Annotated in this window: 22 protein-coding genes and 1 tRNA gene; 17 read left to right on the forward strand and 6 right to left on the reverse strand. The window is 35.1% G+C overall.

What is annotated here, in order from left to right; all coding sequences use genetic code 11:
- The first annotated feature begins 3 nt into the window (after positions 1-3).
- From VB798_RS16745 to VB798_RS16760, 4 genes are read left to right on the forward strand one after another with little or no spacing between them, the layout of a single operon-like run.
- Positions 4-543 carry a hypothetical protein gene (locus VB798_RS16745; protein WP_323260391.1) on the forward strand — a complete coding sequence of 180 codons (540 nt, stop codon included), beginning with the start codon at positions 4-6 and terminating at the stop codon, positions 541-543.
- Between the two features lie 4 nt (positions 544-547).
- Entirely contained in the window at positions 548-931 is a 384-nt protein-coding gene (locus tag VB798_RS16750; protein ID WP_323260392.1) for a hypothetical protein, read from the forward strand.
- Between the two features lie 49 nt (positions 932-980).
- Positions 981-2,273, forward strand: a complete 1,293-nt coding sequence (locus VB798_RS16755) for an LVIVD repeat-containing protein (RefSeq protein ID WP_323260393.1) — start codon at positions 981-983, stop codon at positions 2,271-2,273.
- Between the two features lie 15 nt (positions 2,274-2,288).
- Complete coding sequence (locus VB798_RS16760) at positions 2,289-2,900, forward strand: hypothetical protein (RefSeq protein WP_323260395.1); 612 nt, start codon at positions 2,289-2,291, stop codon at positions 2,898-2,900.
- A gap of 42 nt (positions 2,901-2,942) precedes the next feature.
- On the opposite strand, the gene VB798_RS16765 is transcribed toward VB798_RS16760, so the two are convergent.
- Positions 2,943-4,310: a HAMP domain-containing sensor histidine kinase gene (locus tag VB798_RS16765; RefSeq protein ID WP_323260398.1), complete on the reverse strand. Its 1,368-nt coding sequence runs from the start codon at positions 4,308-4,310 to the stop codon at positions 2,943-2,945.
- The gene (locus tag VB798_RS16770) at positions 4,307-4,987 is read right to left on the reverse strand and encodes a response regulator transcription factor (RefSeq protein WP_323260401.1); all 681 of its coding nucleotides are present in this window, start codon (positions 4,985-4,987) and stop codon (positions 4,307-4,309) included. Before VB798_RS16770 ends, VB798_RS16765 begins: the two co-directional genes overlap by 4 nt.
- 382 nt (positions 4,988-5,369) lie before the next feature.
- Here VB798_RS16770 and VB798_RS16775 point away from each other — a divergent pair, with 382 nt between their 5' ends.
- Entirely contained in the window at positions 5,370-5,924 is a 555-nt protein-coding gene (locus VB798_RS16775) for a DUF4833 domain-containing protein (protein WP_323260403.1), read from the forward strand.
- A gap of 110 nt (positions 5,925-6,034) precedes the next feature.
- Positions 6,035-7,243, forward strand: coding sequence for an NADH-quinone oxidoreductase subunit D (locus VB798_RS16780; RefSeq protein WP_323260405.1), 1,209 nt, complete (start codon positions 6,035-6,037; stop codon positions 7,241-7,243).
- Between the two features lie 145 nt (positions 7,244-7,388).
- Here VB798_RS16780 and VB798_RS16785 read toward each other — a convergent pair whose 3' ends face one another.
- From VB798_RS16785 to VB798_RS16795, 3 genes are all read right to left on the reverse strand, one after another.
- A complete protein-coding gene (locus tag VB798_RS16785; RefSeq protein WP_323260406.1) occupies positions 7,389-8,285 on the reverse strand; it encodes an RES family NAD+ phosphorylase in 897 nt (298 codons plus the stop codon).
- Between the two features lie 146 nt (positions 8,286-8,431).
- Positions 8,432-9,382: a sce7725 family protein gene (locus VB798_RS16790; protein ID WP_323260408.1), complete on the reverse strand. Its 951-nt coding sequence runs from the start codon at positions 9,380-9,382 to the stop codon at positions 8,432-8,434.
- 14 nt (positions 9,383-9,396) lie between these two features.
- Positions 9,397-10,290 carry a sce7726 family protein gene (locus tag VB798_RS16795; RefSeq protein ID WP_323260410.1) on the reverse strand — a complete coding sequence of 298 codons (894 nt, stop codon included), beginning with the start codon at positions 10,288-10,290 and terminating at the stop codon, positions 9,397-9,399.
- A gap of 239 nt (positions 10,291-10,529) precedes the next feature.
- Here VB798_RS16795 and VB798_RS16800 point away from each other — a divergent pair, with 239 nt between their 5' ends.
- The 5 genes from VB798_RS16800 (at position 10,530) to VB798_RS16820 (ending at position 17,888) form a co-directional block, all read left to right on the forward strand.
- On the forward strand, positions 10,530-11,789 hold the full coding sequence (locus VB798_RS16800) for a TolC family protein (protein ID WP_323260412.1): 1,260 nt from the start codon (positions 10,530-10,532) through the stop codon (positions 11,787-11,789).
- A gap of 4 nt (positions 11,790-11,793) precedes the next feature.
- Positions 11,794-12,840, forward strand: coding sequence for an efflux RND transporter periplasmic adaptor subunit (locus VB798_RS16805; RefSeq protein ID WP_323260414.1), 1,047 nt, complete (start codon positions 11,794-11,796; stop codon positions 12,838-12,840).
- A 224-nt stretch (positions 12,841-13,064) separates the two neighbouring features.
- Positions 13,065-14,438, forward strand: a complete 1,374-nt coding sequence (mgtE, locus tag VB798_RS16810; protein WP_323260416.1) for a magnesium transporter — start codon at positions 13,065-13,067, stop codon at positions 14,436-14,438.
- A gap of 12 nt (positions 14,439-14,450) precedes the next feature.
- The gene (locus VB798_RS16815; RefSeq protein WP_323260418.1) at positions 14,451-14,753 is read left to right on the forward strand and encodes a DUF190 domain-containing protein; all 303 of its coding nucleotides are present in this window, start codon (positions 14,451-14,453) and stop codon (positions 14,751-14,753) included.
- The gene (locus VB798_RS16820) at positions 14,754-17,888 is read left to right on the forward strand and encodes an efflux RND transporter permease subunit (RefSeq protein ID WP_323260421.1); all 3,135 of its coding nucleotides are present in this window, start codon (positions 14,754-14,756) and stop codon (positions 17,886-17,888) included. It abuts the gene before it with no gap.
- Positions 17,889-18,096: 208 nt separating this feature from the next.
- Here the strand turns inward: VB798_RS16820 and VB798_RS16825 are convergent.
- A tRNA-Ile gene (locus VB798_RS16825) sits at positions 18,097-18,170 on the reverse strand.
- A gap of 137 nt (positions 18,171-18,307) precedes the next feature.
- Here VB798_RS16825 and VB798_RS16830 point away from each other — a divergent pair.
- From VB798_RS16830 to VB798_RS16855, 6 genes are all read left to right on the forward strand, one after another.
- Entirely contained in the window at positions 18,308-18,724 is a 417-nt protein-coding gene (locus VB798_RS16830; protein WP_323260423.1) for a hypothetical protein, read from the forward strand.
- Positions 18,725-18,972: 248 nt separating this feature from the next.
- Positions 18,973-20,205, forward strand: coding sequence for an HD domain-containing protein (locus tag VB798_RS16835; RefSeq protein ID WP_323260425.1), 1,233 nt, complete (start codon positions 18,973-18,975; stop codon positions 20,203-20,205).
- A gap of 54 nt (positions 20,206-20,259) precedes the next feature.
- Positions 20,260-21,294: a UDP-3-O-(3-hydroxymyristoyl)glucosamine N-acyltransferase gene (gene lpxD, locus VB798_RS16840; protein WP_323260703.1), complete on the forward strand. Its 1,035-nt coding sequence runs from the start codon at positions 20,260-20,262 to the stop codon at positions 21,292-21,294.
- Positions 21,287-22,681 (forward strand): bifunctional UDP-3-O-[3-hydroxymyristoyl] N-acetylglucosamine deacetylase/3-hydroxyacyl-ACP dehydratase, encoded by a 1,395-nt coding sequence (locus VB798_RS16845; RefSeq protein WP_323260427.1) that lies wholly within the window; start codon positions 21,287-21,289, stop codon positions 22,679-22,681. The genes lpxD and VB798_RS16845 overlap by 8 nt, the downstream gene beginning before the upstream one ends.
- 39 nt (positions 22,682-22,720) lie before the next feature.
- Positions 22,721-23,497: an acyl-ACP--UDP-N-acetylglucosamine O-acyltransferase gene (gene lpxA, locus VB798_RS16850; RefSeq protein WP_323260429.1), complete on the forward strand. Its 777-nt coding sequence runs from the start codon at positions 22,721-22,723 to the stop codon at positions 23,495-23,497.
- A 24-nt stretch (positions 23,498-23,521) separates the two neighbouring features.
- A complete protein-coding gene (locus tag VB798_RS16855) occupies positions 23,522-24,193 on the forward strand; it encodes an ABC transporter ATP-binding protein (RefSeq protein ID WP_323260431.1) in 672 nt (223 codons plus the stop codon).
- Position 24,194 lies beyond the last annotated feature (1 nt).

Genomic DNA, 24,194 nt, shown 5'->3' on the forward strand with positions numbered 1-24,194 from the left:
AACATGAAAAGACTCATTTTATCATCCGTTTTCCTAATGATTTTAGGAATGTTAGCTTGTTCAAAAAATGAAATAGAAGTACTTAATTCTTCACAGAAAGTAAGTGCAGAAACACTTGAAGATTATCTAGTTTTTGGTCATGTAGGCTTAGGTTGGGGCTGTAGAGCTTCTGCTATTTATATGATTAACGACGGAAAACTTTACGCAGACACCAGTAATGTTTTCTGTAAAGACCAAGAGCAATATCAATTTTCAGGGTTTAAACTACCTGATAGTGAATACGATAAAGTTAAAACTGTATTGAGTGAATATCCGACTGAGCTTTCAAGTGTTGAAAGTAGGACGTTTGGTTGCCCTGGTTGTGCAGATGGAGGAATGTTATTCTTGCAAAGAAAGGAGAAAGGAAAAGCTGTTAAATCTTGGAGAATTGACGATACTATTTTTTATCGTGAAACAGATATTATGAATCAGCCTTTCCCTAAATACTTACACGTTTTTGGTCAGAAATTAGGAACAATTTATACTAGCATAAAAGTAAAATAAAGCCATGAAAGCATTCAGAATTATTTATCCTATTCTTGCTTTTGTACTATTTTTCTCTTGCAAGAACAATGATTTACTCGGTGATGAAGAAGCAGACAATTTAAAGCTTTCAAATCTATACACAGAAATGGAAACGTATGCACAAAACAGAGCTTGCGCTGGTGATGATTGTAAAGTAATGGGAATTGGTGCGCAGGCATGTGGAGGTCCTTCTGGCTTTTTGATTTACTCTTTATCTAAAGTGGATGAAAAAGTATTGATTGAAAAGGTAAAAGCATATACCGATTTCCAAAAAGAATTGAATACAAAATATAACAGGATTTCTGATTGTGCAATGGTTTTGCCCCCAAACGTTGATTGTGTAAATGGACTTTGTACAGCTAAATAATTTGTGTTAGAATGTTTAACCTCTTAATGCCTTTTTAGGCACATTGCTCATGAAAAAACTTTTACTTAGAGCAGTCACATTTTTTGCTTTGTTGATTGCTTTTACTTCTTGTAAGGATAATTGTGTAGAAACCAATACTTACAGAGGTTATGAATCGGTAATGATTTCATTAAATGAACTCAGAACGAGTGTAAAAACACTAGCCCCACAAGATTTAGTGAATCCCGGAAAGATTTACGTGAAAGATAATTACTTGTTTATCAACGAAGTAAAAAAAGGTTTTCATGTTATCGACAATTCAAATCCTGCTTCACCCAAAGCCATCGCTTTTATACAAGTATTAGGAAATATTGACATCGCAGTTCAAGGAAATATCCTTTATGCGGATAGTTATACGGATTTTGTTGCATTCGATATTAGTAATCCTACTGCAATTAAAGAAGTATCAAGAGTCAACGAAGTATTTACTTATGGTACTGCTGATGGAATTTCTTGGAGTTATAACGCAAATAATCAAACCATTTATGATTCAAAATGGAAATGGTACACCACCACTCAAGAAGTAGCTTGCGACCCAAGACCTTATTATTATCCTGTGATGTATGATTCTTGGAATCTATCAAGCTTTTATTCTGGAAGTAGTAATAAAGCTACAGCAACAAATGGTGCTGGAGTTGGTGGTTCAACGGCAAGATTTGCCATCGTGAATAATCATTTATACGCTGTTACTAACGACGAAATGAAGCTTTTCAGCTTAGCAAATCCTGAAAAACCTGTAAAGGATGCTTCTATTAAATTAGGTTTTGGGATAGAAACCATCTTTCCTTATAAAGACAAATTATTCTTAGGAACAACCACTGGAATGCAAATTTGGAATAACGAAAATCCCAATAATCCTACTTATTTATCTCGTTTAGACCACGTTCGTGCTTGCGACCCAGTGGTAGTTGAAAATGACATTGCTTACGTGACGCTTCGTTCAGTCAATAATTTTACTCGTTGTGGCGCCGCTAATGCCAATCAGTTGGATGTAATTGATGTATCAAATCCTGCTACGCCGATATTGAAAAAATCATACACGATGGAAAGCCCTTATGGTTTGGGAATTGATAACAAAAAGCTTTTTATCTGTGAAGGTAAAGGCGGGCTGAAAACTTTCAATGCAACCAATCCTATGGATATTCAGCAAATCCAACATTTTAAAGAAATGGATACTTTTGACGTGATTCCACTGAACGGCACTTTAATGCTTATTGGTAAAGACGGTTTGTATCAATACGATTACAGAGATGTAAACAATCTGAAGTTATTAAGTAAAATATTGGTCAAAAAAGAAAACTAATAAGCCTTAAAGAACATGAAAAATAGACTAACTATATTGTTTTGCTTCCTCTTTTCAGCGAGTTTTGCTCAGGAAAAAACGAGTAAAATAGAACGTTTTTTCCAAAATAAATATGTCAATTACACCGAATTCGGGGGCTTATTTGGCAAGTCTTATCAAATTTCTCAACAAGCTTATGCCACACCTGTTGATGGAAGGACAAATTTCACGATTCAGTCGTATAATGGCTATAAAATTTTTGATAAGCTTTCTGCTGGGGTAACTGTTGGCGTCGATTGGTTTAATGCTATGCAAATTGTGCCTGTATCAGTCGGTATTAGAAATACATATGGAAAAGCAAATACAAAAAAAGTAAAACCATACATTGGTATTGATGCTGGCTATGGCTTTACTTGGTTGAATGATGACGCATCTGATAACCAGACAGCATCTGGAGGTTTGGCACTTAGTCCAGTACTTGGGTTATTAATTCCAACTGGCGGACAAGCAAATTTTGTATTGAGTGTCGGCTATAAACACAATGCTTTCAAAACAGTAACCACTTCGGGAACATCGGAGTATCCTTATACAACAACGAAAGAGTATGAATTAAATAGAATGGCTGTTAGATTGGGAGTAAACTTTTAGCGTCAATAGGCGCTAAAAATTTACTCTAAAATATTTACTTCACTACAAATGTTCAAATGTTAGGCTGAACGTTGTGCCTTTCCCAACAGTCGAATCAACAGAAATTTCACCATGATGCAGCTTGACAATCTTTTGTGTAAGCGAAAGACCTATGCCATTTCCATCTGTATATTTTTTGTTTGTTCCTCTGAAAAAAGGAGTAAAAATTTGAGCGATTTCTTCTTCACAAATACCAATTCCTTCATCAGTAAAACCAAGCTTTATTTTTTGCTCCTGAACAACAATTGAAATAATACATTTTTTATTGTCCGAAAACTTGCAGGCATTTTCAATCAAATTGGCAAACGCTACTTTCAATAAATATTCATTGCCATTCATTGAAAGTTCTTCGTCATTTTCAACTTCGTTTTTATAAATAATATCAACCAAATAGGTCGGGTATTGGCGTTGTACTTGATGACGGGCGTCTAAAAGTACTTCGTCTAAACGAGTTTCTCTGAAAGAAATCTCAGATGGGTCATAACTTGCTTTCGCAAAATCTAATAAACTGGTAGAAAGTCGGGCGAGCTTTTGGGCATCTGTTAAAGTATTTTGAATAACGCTTTGATATTCTGTAGTACTTCTTTCTTTATGTGTTGAAAGTTCCAACTCAGTAATCATCGACGCAAGGGGTGTTCTCAGTTCATGCGAAATGTTGGATACAAATTGTTTTTGAGCATCAAACGATTTTTCCAGACGGTCGAGCATCTCATTGAAAGTACTTGACAATTCGGCTAATTCATCCCTTCCCTGTGTATTGTTCAAGCGTAAATCAAGGTTTGAAGCCGTAATTTTCTTTACTTTATTCACAATGATAGTCACAGGCGAGAGTGCTTTTTTAGAAAAAAATCGACCTGCCGCATAAATCAGAATGATTGAAGCAATGAAAATAATCAGAATGGTATTTCTAAGATTTTCTAATTTTTTATAGCCAAATTGGTCATAAGCGGCAGCCATCACAATATGCTTTTCTCCTTCAATACTGAAGAGTAAGCCTACAACTTGCCAATTATCTTGATAAAAACGCACTTCATTTTTTTGCTTTACTTCATCAATCATTTGCTTGGTTTCCTTCACAAAATCAATGTCTAAAGCATCATGGTAGCGTAATTTGAAGTTTGTGTCATAAATAGCTACTTCTACTTCATTAATAGTTTCACGGTTATTTTTATAAATCGTTTGAAGTGTTTTTGAATCTACCTTTGCAGTAAAAAAAAGATTGGCTTTCGTTATTGCTTCTTTTTTCAAGCGGTTGTAAAACTCTGTTTCACGATTTTGATAAGCAGCATAATAGACCAAAGCCGCAAAAATCATCAAGATGGCTGCGGTGATTAAAGTAAAAAGTAAACTTAGTTTTTCTCTGATTGTCATTCTGCCTTAAAGATAAAACCCATTCCAGATTTTGTATGAATGAGTTTAGGTTCAAAATCTTTATCAATCTTTTTACGTAAGTAATTGATATACACGTCAATAAAGTTAGTCCCTGTATCAAAATGCGTATCCCAAACTTTATCAGCAATTTCAGTTCTACTCAGAATTCTTTCAGCATTTTGCATCATGTATTCTAGTAATTTGAATTCTTTGGGCGTTAAATTAATATCAATTCCTGAACGACTTACGGTTTTTGTCTGGTTGTTCAATTCTAAATTATCATATTTCAAGATAAATCCTTGATGGTTTGTCTTGCCATTTTGGCGTTTCATCAAAGCCCGAATACGCACGTGCAATTCTCTGAAATCAAAAGGTTTCACCAAGTAATCGTCTGCTCCAGCATCAAAACCCTCTACTTTATCATCAGTCGTTCCCAAAGCAGTAAGCATAATAATCAAAGTATCTGGCTTGGCTGAGCGAATATCTTTGCAAAGCTCTAAACCGTTGAGTTTCGGTAAAATTATATCCGTGATGATTAAATCATAATCATTTTGTAAAGCCAATTTTCGCCCCATCATGCCATCGTAAGCAAGCGTAACGGTATAATCGTTTTCTTCTAATCCTCGTTTTACCAAAGAGGCAATTCTTTCGTCGTCTTCAATAATGAGAATGTTCATGATTTTTATTTTGTGAGTATGCTTATTCCGTATTTACAAATTTAGATGAATTATTGATGACGATTGTTGTTCGTAAATGAATCTGTTAAAAATACAAAATTACAATTGTGATGAAGCCTTTATTCAAACATCTTTTTGAATAAATAATCGTTTACTCATTTAAGTATTTTTCAAACAATAAAAATGAAATACCTTCGTAGAAAATTATGCAAAATACTTTTTAAGGAACAAAAATCTTGATAAGCTTTGTTACCTTTGAGCCTTCCAATGACAAAAGCTCTTTTTAAAGAAAATAAATTGGATAAAAACAATCAACAAGACATTTTAACTGCTTGTCCTCTGATGTGTAAATTGAAAATTAGAGGAAACAATATCTTTACTAATGCGATTTTCAAAAACAATCATTATCCTCTCTATTCTATTTGTATTCAATAGTTTAGCTCAAAAAAACAAGACGGTTCCTGCAACCGATGTTTTCCCAACTCCTCCTGATACAGATATTCGTTTATTTTATATTCAGCGAAGTTCTAATTCAAATACAGTAATTTATGATGCCAACCTGACGGCGGATAAAAAACTAAATCCTAAAAGTCCAGTGCATACTTATTGGATAAAATATAATGAAGGTGGGCGCAAACAAGAATTGACTAATATTCAACGAACCCTTGCTTATGGTTTATATACTAAAGAAGTTGAGACGGAAAAAGAAAGTTATGACGGACACTTTTTGGCATATCGCAAAAGAAAGTTTGTCGTAAAAATTACTCCACAAGGCGAACCAGTAGCATTATTTCCCATTAACGGGAAAATGCAAATTCTTAAAAAAGTATTTGTAAAAGTTGACGAAAGTGGCATGATGCCTTCGGTGGTATATGTAGAGCTTTGGGGAAAAGACCCTGCAACAGGCAAAGAAGTTTACGAGAAATTCAAACCATAATATTGAGTGAGGAGTTGTGAATGCTGAGTTGTGAGTTGTGAATGTGGAGTAATATTCCGATTCCAAACTCAAAAAACTCCTCACTCAAAACTCAACATTCAAAACTCAAAATGATTCAATATCAATATAAACCCGAAAACTTTCGGCTTTCTGATCCTAACAAACATCAGTTAAAGGATTTGAAATCGGAAGAAATGATTTTATCACTTGGTCCTCAGCACCCATCAACGCATGGAGTTTTGAGAATGGAAGTGGTTTCTGATGGTGAATTGGTGGTGGATGTTGTGCCACATTTGGGTTATTTGCATCGCTGTTTTGAAAAACATGCAGAGTCGTTACCATTCAATCAAATCATACCTTATGTAGATAGAATAGATTATTTGGCAGCCATGAATTCAGAACATGCTTATGTAATGGGCGTAGAAAAACTCTTGGATTTAGAAGGAAAACTCCCCAAACGTATTGAATATATTCGTGTCTTGGTGGCAGAATTAAATCGTTTGGCTTCGCATTTTGTAGCTGTGGGTACTTATGGTTTGGATATTGGGGCATACACTGCTTTTTTGTGGGTAATGCGTGACCGGGAGCATATTCAGCGATTATTAGAATGGATTACTGGAGCAAGAATGCTCTATAATTATATTTGGGTAGGTGGTTTGTTTTATGATTTACCCGTTGGTTTTGAGGAGCGTTGTACAGAATTTATCAATTACTTAAAACCTAAAATGGTTGAGTTAAGAGAATTGATTATCGAAAACAAAATCTTCATTCAAAGGACTGCCAATGTTGGTGTATTGCCAATGGCATTGGCAATCAATTATGGTTGTACTGGTCCAGTACTAAGAGGTTCGGGACTAAAAGTTGATTTACGTAAAGTAGATGGCTATTCAGTTTATCCAGAATTAGATTTTGATATTCCTGTGGGCAAAGGCGAAATGGGAACAGTAGGCGATTGTTGGGATAGAAACTATGTTAGAGTATTAGAATGCGATGAATCTATCAAGATTATTGAACAATGTTTGATACAATTAACCAACGACCATAAACGTACTACCGAATTCAACCCACAAGCTTTAGTACCAAAAAAGATTCGTCCACAAGCGATGGATTTATATACTCGTGCCGAAAACCCAAAAGGAGAATTAGGCTTCTTTTTCCGCACCGACGGACGTTCGGATATTCCTGTACGTTTAAAAGCCAGAGCTTGTTCGCTACATAATTTATCAATCATTCCAGAAATCAGCCGTGGAGCGATGTTGGCAGATTTAGTCGCCATCATTGGCTCAATGGATTTGGTAATGGGCGAAGTGGATAGGTAAAACGGGTTTTCAACCCGTAAAAATTAAATTGGCAACTCATTACACAATTGAAAAATACTGATATTTTACTCGCTCAATCCTATTAATCTATTTATATAGCATATTTATATTGCTTGATTTAAGGGTATATATCTATTTAATAATTCTAACTAAGTTTTTTTTCAGAAGTAAATTTTATTGAAGTTACTTCATGGAGTGTAGTTTTTATACACTCAAATGCACGATCATTGAAGATTGCAATATTATATCCTTGAGGGTTTAAAGAGCTCCTAAACTCAACTCCATCGAAACCAATTGATTTAATAAATTCACATAGATATTGAGTGGGAAGGTAGTCTAACTCACTGTCTTGTCGTCGAATGGGTTTTGATAGTTCTTTTTCTAATTTCGACAAATAATTCTTATGATTTAGATATTCTCCAATAAAGTCTTCATCAAGTAAAAAGGGGCTTATTTTTGAAGTATCTCTTAAATTTAGCACATTAATGTCTTCATTAATTTTAAATTCAGCAATAGTAACATAGTCATATAATGAAGCTCTGGTTTCATATAATGTCGTTTCTTCATCATTAGAAACATACAAGTAAGATATACCTTTCGGATTAGCTCGACCAGCGGTAGATTTATCAACAGGAGGCTTCCCCATTTCAACTGCCTCAAACTTCTTTTCACCAAAACAAATTCTGGCTCGATAGAAACGTTTACCTTTTTTGTATGATTTTGGATATTTCTCCAGAAGTCTTTCAAGAAGGTCTAAGTTCAGGGTATTTTCAAGAAAAAAACGATTACTATATTTAATTTTATGAACTAAAACATCCCAGTTTATCTCCTGATTCTCAATTGATTTATCCTTATAATGAAAATCCAAAGGCGTACTCATCAACGTAGCGTTTTGTTCTAATTCTTCGGCACAAATTTTCTCAAGTAAACCCTTTATCGTGTCAGGGTTTTCTATTCTGAATAAATTATCCCAATCTCTTTTTAAACATTCATGAAGAGGTAACCCATTCTCAACAGTAGGTTTGTAAATAGAAATTAACAATTGAAAAAAGATTAATAATTCGGAAGGTAATATTAATTCTATGTTTTTTGATTCACAGAAATTACAATCACCTTTTTGAGTAGAATATGAGATTATGTAGTTTTTTAACTCAGAATCCCAAAAGCAATTCGGACAACAGTGCATTATTATAAATTGGTGAGAAGTTGAATAACTAATTCGATATGATTCACTACAGATAATTTCTTAAGTGTTCCAAGCCCAGGATAATGTTCCTTTTCACTTAGATTTAAAAACTCGATAGTAGCAGATGTTTTAAAATAGGAGTGGGATTTGAGAAATATCATTAACTTATTCAATGATTCTGCAAATTTTCCAGCAATATCTACCGTATCTTCATTAGAATTTGAAACAAAATGACCTATTCTGATTTTATTATTATCATCAGGATAAGTTAAGTGTATAACCACAGCATAAGGTAAAAAACCACCTTCGGCGAAAGGTTCTCCTATTGTTAGATAATCTGAAAACCCTGCATATCCTTCTTCTGAAAAATAAAGATGTTCTTCTGAAAAAAACTCATCAGTATTATTAGAGTAATCTTTATTCTTTTTTTGTTGCCGAAAAGAGTCGGTTAATGTAATAACTGTCTGCCTCTTAAAATTCCTGTCATATCGTTTACTGACTCTATCCGAGTTGATAACATTATACTTGACCTCCCTGTTTTTATTAAACTCATTGATGATGGCTAAATCATCTAATTGTTCATTATGGATAAGTGTGAAATTGGCATTTAGTAAATTACAATCGTCTAAAAACTTGATTTGTTTAGAAAAATCTACCTCGCTTTTTATATAAATTCCTATTTGAAAATTATCATAATCTCCAAGTCTATTTTTAATAAAATCTACTATTATTTGCTGTTTTCCTCCTTTTAGTTCTCCCTCTATAGGATTTATGATAATGGTAAAATTGATACCCTTCTGTATAAATAGAGTTAATGTTTTTTCTAAAACAGAGATGGATTCTTTTACAGGTTCAATAATGGGAGACACTTTTTTTGATTGAGCAATTTTGTCACTCAAATCTCTGAGTGCAATAAGCTCAAATTGTTTACTTCTAATAAGTGGAAAGTACATAGGTAAATAGTAGTTTATTTAAGAAATGGAGTATTCAAAAAATCATCTAAAGCTTGATATTCAGATTTAGAAAAATCTAAGCATAGACATATATGTTTTATTTCATTTAATTTTTTCTTGTTTAAATATTCAAGTTCTTTCAGATTTCTTTTTTTCAATTCTTGAAATACTAGCTTTTGTAGCTTTTCTGGAGCAATACTATTGGCTAGTTTAAGACATTCTTTAAAGAACAATGTGTTGGGTACATCTGGCAGTTTACCAAATACAGATTCTAATAAACTACAATACTCATTTTTTCTTAAAAGTTTAAATAGCGTATTAGTATCCAAAAAAGCATTAGAGATATTCGATGTTTTAATAGTCTCTAACTTAAATTTTTCATCAAGTACAATCAATCCCACATTTGAAAAATCTTTGTTTTTTTGAAGGATTGAAAGATACTTATCTTGCAATGTCCAATGTGTTACGATATAAATTTCAGAAAAAACCTTTTGATAATCAAATATTTGTGTTTTTAATCTTTCGGGGGAATCAAGTTCAGTTTTGATTTCAAACACCCTGTTTTCTCCATTAATAAATACCAAATCAGCGATAGATTTACCAACCTTAAATTCATTTATAACAATAGATGTATTTTCCTTTAGCGTTTTATCTTTTATAATTTTCTTAAGAATGGTGTTTTTATAAACATATTCATTTCTATAATTTTTAGATAATAGTTTATATATATCTTTGATAAATTCTCCATTATTTTTACTCTTAAATGACAAAAACAAATCACTATGCCGATTAATCTTATCGGTAAAATGAGTATAATCTGACTCTTTAATCACCTTTCTAAAGGTTGTATTACTGAGAATTTCAGAAGCTACTCTGTATGTATCATTTTGTTTTTGTTTTGAAAGCATTTGGTAATAATCTTATTTTAAAACTTTATACAAAATTCATACTTTAATAACCATATTCATAGAATAACAAAAAAAAAAATTACTTATCAGAGTCTAGCCCCAAACACAGCTATATTTTCAATCAACTAACATAAACTCTCTCCTTCTCTAATAATTTTCTAATAATTTTCTAAAACCTCTCTAACTGCCTTTCTCCCTTGAATCCTCCACATTTGTAACATCAATTAAAGATTTACAAGATGATGCGGCTCCGAGAAATTTCATTCATTATCACGCTTGTTTTTTTAATGTATAAACCTTCTTCAGCGCAAGAAATTTATACTTTACAAAAAGCATTACAAGCAGCCAAAGCAAATAATCCTTTGCTGGCTACTCAGCAACTTAATATTGGTATTACTGCAACCGACATTGTAAGTGCGCAACTTCGTCCAAATCTTAATTTGAACAACCAGACACTTGTACTTACTCGTCCTGCTGCCTATCCAGCTAACACCGATTGGGCAAGCGCACAGAACCGACAAGTTTGGTGGCAATTGACGAAAGTAATTCAATTGCCTTCGCAACGTCAGGCAAAAATAGATTTAGCACAGAAAAACACGGTGCTTTCACAAAAAGCCTTTGTCGAAACCGAAAGAAATGTTTTACAAGATGTGGCTTTGAAATGGTTGGATGTTTGGACAGCTCGTAAGCAATTAGATATTCTACAGATTGCTAAAACCAATACGGATAGTTTGGTGAGTATCAATAAAATTCGATTGGGCAAAGAAGTAATTACTTCAACCGACCTTACTCGTACAGCTTTATTAGCGAATCAATATGATTTACAGCTCAAATCAAATGAAAGAGTTTACCTGAATGAATTATCGAATTTAAAATTCATGTTGGGAACCCAAGATAATATTGACATTGATGTAAAAGATGATTTCTCTTTTGCTTTTTCTCCAAAACTAGATTCCCTTTTGCAACAAGCTTTGAGAGATAGAAGTGATATTCAAGCCTATAAAGCGAGTATTCAAGCGGCAGAAAGTAATATAAAATTACAGAAATCACTGGCAACACCACAGCCAACTTTAGGAATGATTTATAATCCACAAAATACAGTTCCATACATTGGTTTTTTCGGAGCGATAGATTTACCCTTTTTCTCAAGAAATCAAGGAGAAATCAAGAAGTCGTATTTGCAAAAACAACAAGCTGAAAAAGGTTTACAAGCAACCCAAACATTGATACAAACTGAGCTTTCAACGGCTTATAATACTTATCAAACTCAGAAACAGAATATAGAACAATTCAAAGATTTGCTCTCGAAATCTGAAAGTATTCTTAGTAGTGTAAAATATTCATATCTGCATGGAGGCACTACGATTGTGGATTATTTAGAAGCCCAAAGAAGCTGGCTGGATACGCAACAACAGTATTACGACACATTACAACAATATCGCCAAAGCTATATCAAACTACTTTATGCTTCTGGTTTAATCAATCAAATGGCACAATAAAACGATGAAAAATATCTTAAGCATCCTCCTTTTTTCAGTCGGCATGATGGCTTGCGGAGGAAAAGAAAATCAAGCAACAAAACCGATTGATGTATTGCCAAAAGTACAGGAGAATGGCATGAAAATCGTTTTCCCAACTTCAACAAGTATGCAGTTTTTTGCTACAGAAACTTTGGGAAGCTCTTCGCTCAATGATGAAATTACTGCTCCAGCCAAAGTGTCGGCAACGGTGGTTTCTTCACAAGAAGGTGCTTCACAGAATATCATTTTGTTTGAAAATGCTGATTTGGCAACCAATTATACTTCGCTTTTACAGCATTTGCAGAATATTCGTCAGAAAGCGACAATCATTCAGCAAAAGAAAACGATTATTGCTCGTAAAAAAGTAGAAGTAAGTCGTTTTGAAGATTTACAAAAAAATGGAGCTGGAACAGGAAAAGACGTAGCCAATGCACAAGTAGATTTATTAAGTGCTGAAACAGAGTTAGCAATCGTACAAAACGATTTAGCCAACGAAAAAACAGCCATCATCGAGCATGAAACTAAGCTAAAAACAGGCGGTTTTAATCCAGAAACATTGAAAAACTCAAATATTGGAAAGGCTTTTATCATTTGTGATATTCCTGAAAATCAAATCACGAAAATTAAAGAAGGCGGCAATTGCACTTTACAATTTACGGCTTTCCCGAATGAAAAGTTTACAGGAAAAATTGAAGAAGTTGCCGATGTAATTGACGAATCGACCAGAATGGTGAAGCTGAGAATAAGCTTAAACAATTCAAGTCAAAAGTTAAAAGCAGGAATGTTTGCTACGGTTTTGTTTGGTGTAAGCGAAGGTTCTCATATCAATATTGATAAAAATGCGGTGGTGACGGTTCAAGGTAAAAATTATGTTTTTGTAAAAAATGTGAACAATACTTTTGAACGTAGAGAAGTAAATATTGGCAATCAGATTGGTGATAGAATTGTTGTTTTTAGTGGTTTACAAAACGGAGAATCGGTTGCTGTTAAAGGAGTAATGCAGTTGAAGGGTTTGAGTTTTGGGTATTAGGATTTCAAGACGGAAGAAGCAAGAGACAAGATTTTCTTTTTGATTTGAAGAATTATAGCTCAAGTCCCGTCAGGGACGATGTATTGGTAGCAATGATGTCATGAAAATTGTACATAATCAAGTTCCGTAGGAACGACATGAGTACATGAAAAACAGAGAAGGTAAAAGACTAAGAAATTAAAATCTGACAGCCGACTTCCGAAAGCTGATAGCCAATAAAAGCCATGAAAGATATTAGAGCAAGAATTTTAAAGGGCGATTTCAGTACTTTATTGGGTTTAGACAAAAATAAAAATTTTGTCCATCCAAATGACGTAGCAATATTGATTGGTTCTTTGCCTTTGGAAGTTGCGGCTGAATCTTTAATTTCTTTACCTAAAAACTCTCAAGCTAAAGTATTTGCTTATCTCAATTTCGACTGGCAAGTACAAATCATCAAAGGTATTTCTAAAGAGAAAGCCTCAGCCATTCTAAATAATTTGCCTTCTGATGATAGGTTTGAGTTTTTTTCAAATTTGATTGGTTTAGAGCAGTCGTACTTTATTGAATACCTTTCTGAGAAAAACCGAGCTGAAATTCATGACTTTTTCGGTTATCCTGAAAACAGCGTTGCCCGACTTATCAATACAGATTTTTCTACGATTTCAAGACAAATGACTGTAGGCGAAGCGGTTGAACATTTAAGGAATAACCCAAACGACACCGAAGCCGCCAATGTAATTTATGTCATTGATGAAACAGGAAAATTGGTCGATGATATTCCCATTAGAAAATTAGTACTGAACGAATCTTTCAAAACCATTGAAAGTCTTTTAGATGGATTTTGTGTAAGCTTGACCATTGATGATACCAAAGAAATAGCCATTGATAAATTCAAAGAGTACGACCGAGATGTATTGCCAGTGGTGACAGATAAAAATGTTTTGATTGGAGTATTGACAGCCGACGACGTACTGGATTTTGCGGAACAAAGAGATACTGAAGATATTCAAAAATTTGGGGGTTTAGAATCTTTGGATTTCCCTTATGTGAAAACGCCCATTTTTACCCTTATCAAAAAAAGAGCAGGTTGGCTTATCGTGCTTTTTCTCAGCGAAATGCTTACAGCTTCTGCGATGGGTTATTTTGACGATGAAATTTCAAAAGCTGTCGTTTTAGCCCTCTTTATTCCTTTGATTATTTCAAGCGGAGGAAATAGTGGTTCACAGGCCGCAACATTGATTATCCGTGCGATGGCTTTGAAAGAAATTACTTTTAGCGACTGGTGGTTTGTGATGAAAAGAGAATTTTCATCAGGTATTATTCTCGGAATTATTCTTGGAACAATAGGTTTTATCAGAATACTTCTTTGGCAACAATTTCACTGGTTTAATTATACTGAACATTACTTATTGGTAGCCACAACAATATTTTTCTCGCTTATCGGCATCGTCATGTGGGGAACTTTGAGTGGCTCAATGATACCGATAGTCTTAAAAAAATTAGGCTTCGACCCTGCCACTTCGTCAGCACCTTTTGTGGCTACTTTAGTGGATGTAACCGGTCTTATCATTTATTTCAGCATCGCAGCATTCTTGTTGAAAGGAACGTTGCTTTAACAAAAAAAGGCTATGCTTCAAGCTCAGATTTTTATAGATGAAGATGAACTCTTTGGAACAAAATCCTTACATGAGTTTATCGTACAGTTTTTGATTGCTCAGAAAATCAAAGGATTAACCGTTTTTAAAGGCATTTCGGGTTTTGGTTCAAACAATCATTTCCATCGTCCAAACGATTTATTCAGTTTCGACGAAACGCCCATTCTGATTACTTTCATCGACGACACAGAGAAAGTAAAAGCTGTGCTGACAGCACTGAGAGTAGAAGTAAAAAGTGGATTTATTATTACGAACCAAGTAGAACAGTGGAAATAAATGATTAAGAACTTATTAATATTCAGCCTTCGTAATCGCTGGATTGTGATTGCGATAAGTACTGTGCTGATGGCGGTAGGCTATTGGTGCTTTACACAATTGAAAATAGAAGCTTATCCAGACATTGCCGATACTTGTGTGATTGTAGTAGCACAATACGACGGAAGAGCAGCTGAAGAAGTTGAACAACAAGTAACAGTACCGATAGAACGTGCCTTACAAAATACTCCCAATGTATTAGACCGTAGAAGTCGTACAATTTTTGGTTTGTCGGTTGTGCAATTAACTTTTAAAGATGGCACAGACGATTACTTCGCTCGTCAGCAAGTAATTGAACGTTTGAGTTCAGCATCTTTGCCTGATGGTGTAAATCCAGAATTAGCACCGATGAGTACTGCCGTTGGAGAAATCTATCGCTATGTGGTAGAAGCTCCAGCGAATTTTAGTCAAACACAATTAAGAGATTTGCAGGACTGGGTTATTAAACCTGCTTTATTACAAGTACCGGGCATTGCAGATGTAGTAACTTTTGGTGGCCCTTTGAAACAATATCATATCATTACTTCGCCCGAAAAACTAAGAAAGTATAACCTTACTTTACAAAATGTGACGGATGCAGTTAATGTCAATAACCAAAATACAGGCGGAAACATCTTAGCTCGTGGTGGACAAGGTTTTGCAGTTCGTGGCTTGGGAGCGATTAAAACAGAGCGAGATATTCAGAATATCGTGTTGAAATCTGACAATGGAATGCCTGTATTTATCAGAGATGTTGCAACTGTAGAAATTACCCCTCCGCCCGCCAGCGGGGTTTTGGGTTACACGGTTACAAAAGATAAATTGGATGTAAAAAGTGGCGTAGAAGGCATTATTTTGTTAAGACGTTACGAAAATCCAAGTGAAGTATTGAAGCTTTTGAAAGAAAAAATGGCGGATTTACAAGCCAGTGAATTGCCCGAAGGTGTGCATTTACGTCCGCTTTACGACCGCAGTTTCTTGATTGACCATTCTTTAGAAACCGTAGCTCATACTTTATTTGAAGGAATTTCAATCGTTGTAATTCTCTTGATATTTTTCTTGGGAAGTATCAGAAGTGCATTTGTAGTGGCTTTAACGATTCCGTTTTCATTGTTGTTTGCCTTTATTTTAATGCGTTTGACGGGCATTCCAGCCAATTTACTTTCCTTGGGAGCAATCGACTTTGGAATTATTGTTGACGGAGCATGTTTGATGGCAGAACATTTAATCAGGAAGTACAGAACTGCCACCATTGAAGAGAAAAAACAAGGCATTATCAGAATCACTTTGCTTTCTGCACAAGAAGTTGGACGTGAAATTTTCTTTTCTGTAACCATCATCATTTTGGCTTATATGCCCATTTTATTGATGACTCGTGTAGAAGGAAAACTGTTTTCGCCAATGGCACTTACTTTGGCTTTTGCTGTAATTGGTTCGATGTTGGCGGCACTTACTTTTATTCCAGTCTTGATTTCATTCAGTTACAAAAAAGCCTTAGCTGATTTTGACAAACCGATGAAAGAACATAAAAATTATGTGCTGGATTTTCTGTCGAAAAATTACGGAAATATACTGGATAAATTATTGAATCATTATAAAAGAACCGTAATTATCGGTTTCACTATTGTAGGAACATTCATTTTCTGTGGCATAAAACTCGGAACTGAATTTTTACCAACCTTGGATGAAGGTTCGATTTTCCTTAGAGGAAATTTTCCTGCGGGAATTACCATTCAGGAAAATGCCAGTTATGCTGCTAAAATCAGAAGTACCATTGCCAAGTATCCACAAATTTCATTTGTTATTACACAAACAGGTAGAAATGATGATGGAACAGACCCATTTCCAGCCAACAGAAACGAAATTTTGATTGGTTTAAAAGATTATAGTTTGTGGAGTAAAACCATTTCTAAAAAAGAATTGGTGGATAAAATCAAGACGGATTTACAACAGCAATTGCCTTCGGTTTCCTTTTCATCTGGTCAGCCCATTATCGACCAAGTAATGGAAATTGTGACAGGAAGTGCCGCAGATTTGGCAATTTCAGTAGTAGGCGACGACTTGAAAATGATGCGACAAAAAGCCGATAGCATTGCCACGATCGTAAAACAAACCACTGGAGCAGACAACGTAAATATTGAGCAAGAAGGTCCACAAGACCAATTGGCTATCAATATCAATCGTGAATCTGCGGCTCGTTTTGGAATTAACGTAGCTGATATTCAAAACATGATTGAAGCGGCGATTGGCGGAAAAACGATTTCTACTTTGTACGATGGCACAAAACGCTATGACATTGTGATACGCTTTTTGCCACAGTTCAGAAATTCCATTGATGCCATCAAAGATATTCTTGTGCCTTCGGTAAATGGGGCTTTAATTCCGATGAGTCAATTGGCAGATATTCATTTTGTAGAAGGACAAACCAATATTTACCGCTACGGAAGTAAAAGAATGGTAACTGTTCGGACGAACATCAAAGGCAGAGACCAAGGCAGTTTTGTGAAAGAATTACAAGATAAAATTGATGCTAAAGTACACGTTCCGAAAGGCTATCAAATCATTTACGGTGGACAATACGAAAACCTTGAACGTGCAGGCAAGCAATTGGCTTTCACCATTCCTTTAACGATACTTTTGGTGTTTCTTTTCTTGTTTATGTTATTCAAGAATTTGCCCAATACTTTAGTAACGATGAGTTGTATTTTATTTGCTTTGGGCGGAGGAATCGTGGCTTTGTTAATGCGTGGCTATTACTTCAACGTTTCGGCTGGCGTAGGCTTTGTAAGTATTTTCGGGATTTCGGTAATGGCAGGCGTATTATTAGTTTCAGCCATTAATCGAGCCAAAGGTGAAAACGATACCGAATTACAGCACAGTGTGTTGGTATCATCAAAAGAGCAACTGAGAGCTTTATTATCTATATTAGTTGTTGCTATCATTGGTCTTGTACCTGCGGCAATTTCGTCAGGAATTGGCTCAGACGTACAAAGACCATTAGCAACAGTAATCATTGGCGGACTAACCAGTACTTTAATTTTTGCTCCACTGATTTTGCCTTCGCTTTATTTATGGGCGGAAAAGAATAGAAAAGTTAACAAACAAGAAGAACAATAGTAAGCTTTTAAGCAAAGCTATAAAAGATTTTTTTATCCTAATCTGCTTTATATAATATGGAGGGCGCTTTCAAAGGCGCTCTCTTTTTCACAAGAATACCTAACCAATAATTTATATGAATCCAGTTTAGTCATATTATTCTGTTTTAATAGAATAGGTATCTAAACAAAAATCCCTCACAATCAATTGATTGTGAGGGATTTTTTTGTGGGCCCACTTGGAATCGAACCAAGCACCTACTGATTATGAGTCAGTTGCTCTAACCGAATGAGCTATAGGCCCTACAAAGCGTTTAATTTCTTTGTGGTGCAAAATTAGATTTTAAAAAGCATTTTTACAAAATATCTTTTTAAAAATACTTTTAAACCTTTTCAATCCTTATTCATCTAAACGTCGTTTTAAAAATAAAAATCTTAACAATGAAAAGGATATTAATCTTCGCAGTGAGCTTATTAGCCGCTACTTTTATCGTAAATGTTCAGACTTCAGTTGCACAAAATGCAGAAGCACCGAATGGTCAACGTCAAGATATGACGCCTGAACAAAGAGTTGAAGCTCAGTTAAAAAGATGGACAACATCTTTAAATTTGACGGCTGAACAAGTAAGTCAAATTAAGCCTTTGTTAACAGAAAGAACGGCGAAAAGAGAAGCAATTAGAAATGCTTCTGACAGACGTGCAGCGATGCAAGAATTGCGTGATTTGACGAAAGCACAAGATGAAAAATTGAAAACAATTTTCACAGCTGAACAATTGACAAAATACGCTGAATTACAAGAAGAAATGAGAGGTCGTGGAGGAAATGGCGGTGGTCGTAGAGAAGGCGGTAATAATTAAGATTTTTAACGACTAAATAATTGAAAAAAATAGCGATGCAGTTTTTGTATCGCTATTTTTGTTTTTTAGGACTTTGGGAGAGACTGAAAGACTTTAGGACTGGAGGATTGGAAGACGGAAGAAGCAAGACACAAGAGGCAAGATTTGGATATAGACTTTAGGACTAGAAGACGAAAGAGCAGGAAACAAGAAGTAAGATTTTGAAAGTATTCACTAATTCAAAAATCACTCATTCACAACTACAACACATGAACAAGCGCAAAATAGTTAATGACCCTGTTTATGGGTTTATCAATATACCAACCGAGCTAATTTTTGATTTGATTGAACATCCTTACTATCAGCGTTTGCGGAGAATCAAACAATTGGGCATGGCAGAGTATGTGTATCCAGGTGCTTTGCATACTCGTTTTCATCATGCTTTGGGCGCAATGTATTTGATGAACGAAGCATTAATGACTTTGCGCAGTAGAGGACACCAAATTTCTGAAGCTGAACTAGAAGCAGCACAGATTGCTATTTTATTGCACGATGTCGGTCATGGACCTTTTTCCCATGTTTTAGAATCTGTCATTTTGGATAAAGTACCACATGAACAAATTTCATTTTTATTGATGGAAGAATTGAATCGTCAATTGGGTGGAGCTTTGACTTTGGCAATACAAATGTTCACGGGTAATTATGAGCGAAAGTTTTTTACACAATTAATTTCGAGTCAATTAGATGTTGACAGAATGGATTACTTGAACCGAGATAGTTTTTTCACAGGCGTTCGTGAAGGTTTTATTGGCGCCGACAGAATCTTGAAAATGTTGGATATTGTCGATAATCAATTAGTTGTAGAACAAAAAGGGATTTACTCTATCGAAAACTTCCTGACTGCTCGCCGTCTGATGTACTGGCAAGTATATTTGCACAAAACATCTATTTGTGCTGAAACAATGCTGATACAAATCATCACCAGAGCCAGAGAATTAATCAGAGCAGGCGAAGACGTTTTTGCTACACCAGCTTTCATGATTTTCTTAAAAAAAGAAGTAAGTTTAGAAGACTTTACTGCCGATAAATCTTATTTAGAAGCCTTCGCAGAAATGGACGATTATGACATTTGGGCTTGCGTAAAAATTTGGGCAAAACATCCAGATAAATTACTTTCGAACATCAGTAAAATGTTGTTAGATAGAAATTTATTTAAAATTCATATTTCGGACGCTCCTATCGAAACATCTTTTCTTGAAAAAATTCAAATTGATTTGCTCAGTAATCCAAGTATTCAAGAAAGTGATTTACCTTACTTAATTATCCAAGGGAACACTTCTAATGCTGCTTATGTATCTGGCAAACAGAACATTAATATCCTAACAAAAGACAAAAAAGTATTGGATATTGCCGAAGCATCTGATTTACCTACAATAAAGGCATTAAGTAACATCGTCAAAAAATATTATATATGTTGGGCAAAGAATGTATATTTGCGGTAAAATATGTTAGGCGAAGCCGTCCAAAAACAAACCCCAACGACCACCACCCCAAGAATGGAATTTACCGTTGAACAAATTGCTCTGATGCTAAATGGAGAAGTAAAAGGAGATAAAAGCCTTAAAGTTAGCCAATTAGCCAAAATTGAAGATGGAACTGAAGGCAGTATTTCCTTCTTAGCAAATCTTAAATATGAGCATTTTTTATATACTACTCTGGCAACTGCTGTAATTGTTGATAAAACATTTGAGCCCAAAAAAGGATATTCTCCTACTTTAATCTTAGTTGAAAATGCCTATTCTGCCTTTACTACACTTCTTCAAGAATACCAAAAATTCATCGCAAATCAGAAAAAAGGAATAGAACAGCCCTCATTCATTAGTAGTTCAGCTACTATCGGTGAAGGCGAATATATTGGTGCTTTTAGCTATATTGCTGATAATTGTAAAATTGGTAAAAACGTAAAGATTTATCCCCACGTAACGGTTTTAGAAGCAAGTATTATTGGTGATAATTGCACTCTGTACTCGGGTGTGAAAATCTATCCAAATACTCGTATCGGCAATCATTGTACTATTCATGCCAATGCAGTAATTGGCGCAGATGGTTTTGGTTTTGCTCCGCAAGCAGACGGTACTTATCAAACAATTCCCCAATTAGGAAATGTAATATTAGAAGATTACGTAAGTATTGGCGCAAATTCTACGATTGACCGTGCCACAATCGGTTCGACCATTCTAAGAGAAGGTGTAAAAGTTGATAACTTGGTTCAAATTGCACACAATGTAGAAATCGGGAAAAATACAGTAATTGCTGCTTTAACAGGTGTTGCTGGTTCAGCAAAAATTGGAGCAAACTGTATGATTGGCGGACAAGTTGGTATTAATGGACACATCTCTGTTCCTAATAAAACCATCGTAATGGGGCAATCAGGTGTTTCTAAAGCTCCTAGTAAAGAAGGAATGATTTTAAGCGGAACTCCAGCCACAGAAAATATAGACTACTTGAAAACACAGGCTCTTATTCGTAAACTCCCTGCTACAGAAAAACGATTGAGAGAATTAGAAAATAAGTTAAAAAGCAATGAATAACAAACAGCATACCATCAAGAAATCGGTTACGATGTCAGGTGTTGGTTTACACACAGGTGTTGTAGCCAATATGACATTTTTGCCAGCTCCTACCAATCATGGATACAAATTTCAAAGAATAGATTTACCGAATCAGCCTATTGCTGATGCTGATGTAGATCACGTTGTTGATGTTTCAAGAGGAACAACCATCGAACATAACAGAGCTAGAATCAATACGGTAGAACACGTATTAGCGGCAATGGTAGGCTGTCAGGTTGATAATGTTTTGATACAATTAGATGGACCAGAACCGCCAATTATGGATGGAAGTTCAATCAAATTTGTAGAAGCTATTTTGGATGCTGGTTTAGAAGAACAAGAGGCACATCGTAAATTCTTTGAAATTCCTTCTGAAATAAGATATAAAGATGCTGAAAGAGGTGTTGAATTAGCGGCTTTGCCACTAAACGACTACCGCCTAACAGCTATGGTTGACTATAATTCTAAATTCTTAACAAGTCAACACGCTAATTTAACTGCCATTAGTCAGTTTAATGAAAGCTTTGCTAAATGCCGTACTTTCTGTTTTGTACACGAATTAGAAGCTTTATACAAAGCAGATTTAATCAAAGGTGGTGATTTATCAAATGCCATCGTCATTGCCGACCGTGATTATTCTGAAGAAGAACTTAACCATTTAGCAATGGTTTTAGGCAAACCAAAAGTAAGTGTTTCTAAAGAAAAAGGTATTCTTAATAATTTAGAATTGTATTACAATAATGAAATGGCTCGCCATAAATTATTGGATATGGTTGGTGATTTAGCTTTAGTGGGTCGCCCTATCAAAGCACAAATCTTAGCCGCTCGTCCGGGTCATGCTGCCAATGTTGAATTAGCCAAGAAAATCAAAAAGTTGATGTTGGAAACTGAGAAAAACAAAGTACCTCAGTACGATCCAAAGCAACCACCAATCTTTACTTTCGAGAGAATCTATCAATTACTTCCTCATCGTTATCCATTCCAAATGGTTGATAAAATCATTTATTTGGACGATCAAAGTGTAGTTGGTATCAAGAATGTAACCATGAATGAAAATTATTTCATGGGTCATTTCCCTAACAATCCTGTAATGCCGGGCGTTATGCAAGTAGAAGCAATGGCACAAACAGGTGGTATTCTTGTACTTAGCTCTGTTCCAGACCCAGAAAACTACTGGCCATATTTGGTAGGTATCGAAAACTGTCGATTTAGAAAGAGTGTAGTACCGGGTGATACTGTCATTTTCAAATGTGATTTATTGGCTCCTATCAGAAGAGGTATCGCCAAAATGCACGGTGTAGCTTATGTAGGCGGGCAAGTAGTTTGTGAAGCTGACATGACAGCAAGCTTAGTAAGAAAGAGTTAATTATTACGAATAACTATTCGTTGTTATCAATAAAAAAATATGACACAACCCTTAGCGTACATACATCCCGACGCCAAACTTGCTCAGAATGTGGTCGTAGAACCTTTTACGGTGATTCATCAAAATGTGGAAATTGGTGAAGGTAGCTGGATTGGCTCAAACGTAACGATTTTCCCTGGTGCAAGAATTGGTAAAAATTGTCGTATTTTTCCGGGTGCCGTAATATCTGCTATTCCACAAGATTTAAAATTTCAAGGCGAAGAAACCCTTGCCATCGTAGGTGATAACACTACAATTCGTGAATGTGTAACCCTCAACAGAGGTACTGTTGATAAGTATAAAACACAAATTGGTAAAAATTGCTTAATCATGGCTTATTGCCATATTGCTCATGATTGTATCATCGGCGACAATGTAATTATTGCCAATAACGTACAAATGGCTGGACACGTAGAAGTGGGAGATTTCGCTCGTTTTGGCGGTACTGCTGCTGTTCATCAGTTTGTAAAAATCGGAAAACATGTAATGATTTCAGGTGGAGCTTTGGTTAGAAAAGACATTCCTCCTTATACAAAATCTGCTCGTGAGCCACTTGGTTATGTAGGTATTAACTCGGTTGGCCTAAGAAGAAGTGGTTTTTCTGAAGAACAAATCTCGCAAATACAGGAAGCATACAGGTATATTTATTTGAAAAACTTAAATACTACTGATGCTTTAACCCAAATTGAAATCAATCTTCCTGCTTCTTCTGAACGTGATGAAATTGTAAACTTCATCCGTAACTCTGAAAGAGGTATCATGAAAGGTCTTTCTTAATATTTTTAAAAGGGTTGATAGTAAATGTTTAAAGCGTTTATTATCAACCATTTTTATTTAATCAGCACAGATAAATTGCACATCATCACTCAAAATCTTGGTAAAAAATTCAGAAATGAATGGATTTTCAGAAACGTAAATCTGACCTTTCATGCTGGAAATTCCTATACTTTTACGGGTGCGAATGGTAGTGGAAAATCTACTTTACTTCAAGTACTTTCGGGCTTTATGCCCCATAGCGAAGGAACTGTTAGTTTTCAAGATGGCGATAAAACCCTTGAAGTCGATAGTTTCTATCAACACATTAGCATCACTGCTCCTTACTTAGAACTTATCGAAGACTTTACTTTAAGCGAGCTTCTAGCCTTTCATATCAAGTTTAAGCCATTAAGAGACGGACTTACTATCAGTCAATTCATTGATTTTATAGAATTACCGCAGGCTAAAAACAAAGAGATAAAGTATTTCTCATCTGGAATGAAGCAAAGAGTAAAATTAGGGCTTTCGTTCCTATCTGACTGCGAGATTCTGATGCTTGATGAACCAACTTCTAATCTTGATAACAACGCTAGTAACTGGTACTTAAAGAATGTACAAGAATACTCCAAACAACGTTTGTTATTCATCTGCTCTAATCAACCTTCTGAATATGAATTCTGTAGTGACATTTACAATATTCATGATTTTAAGGGATAAT

This window comes from Arcicella lustrica (genome assembly GCF_034930985.1).
GTDB lineage: Bacteria > Bacteroidota > Bacteroidia > Cytophagales > Spirosomataceae > Arcicella > Arcicella lustrica.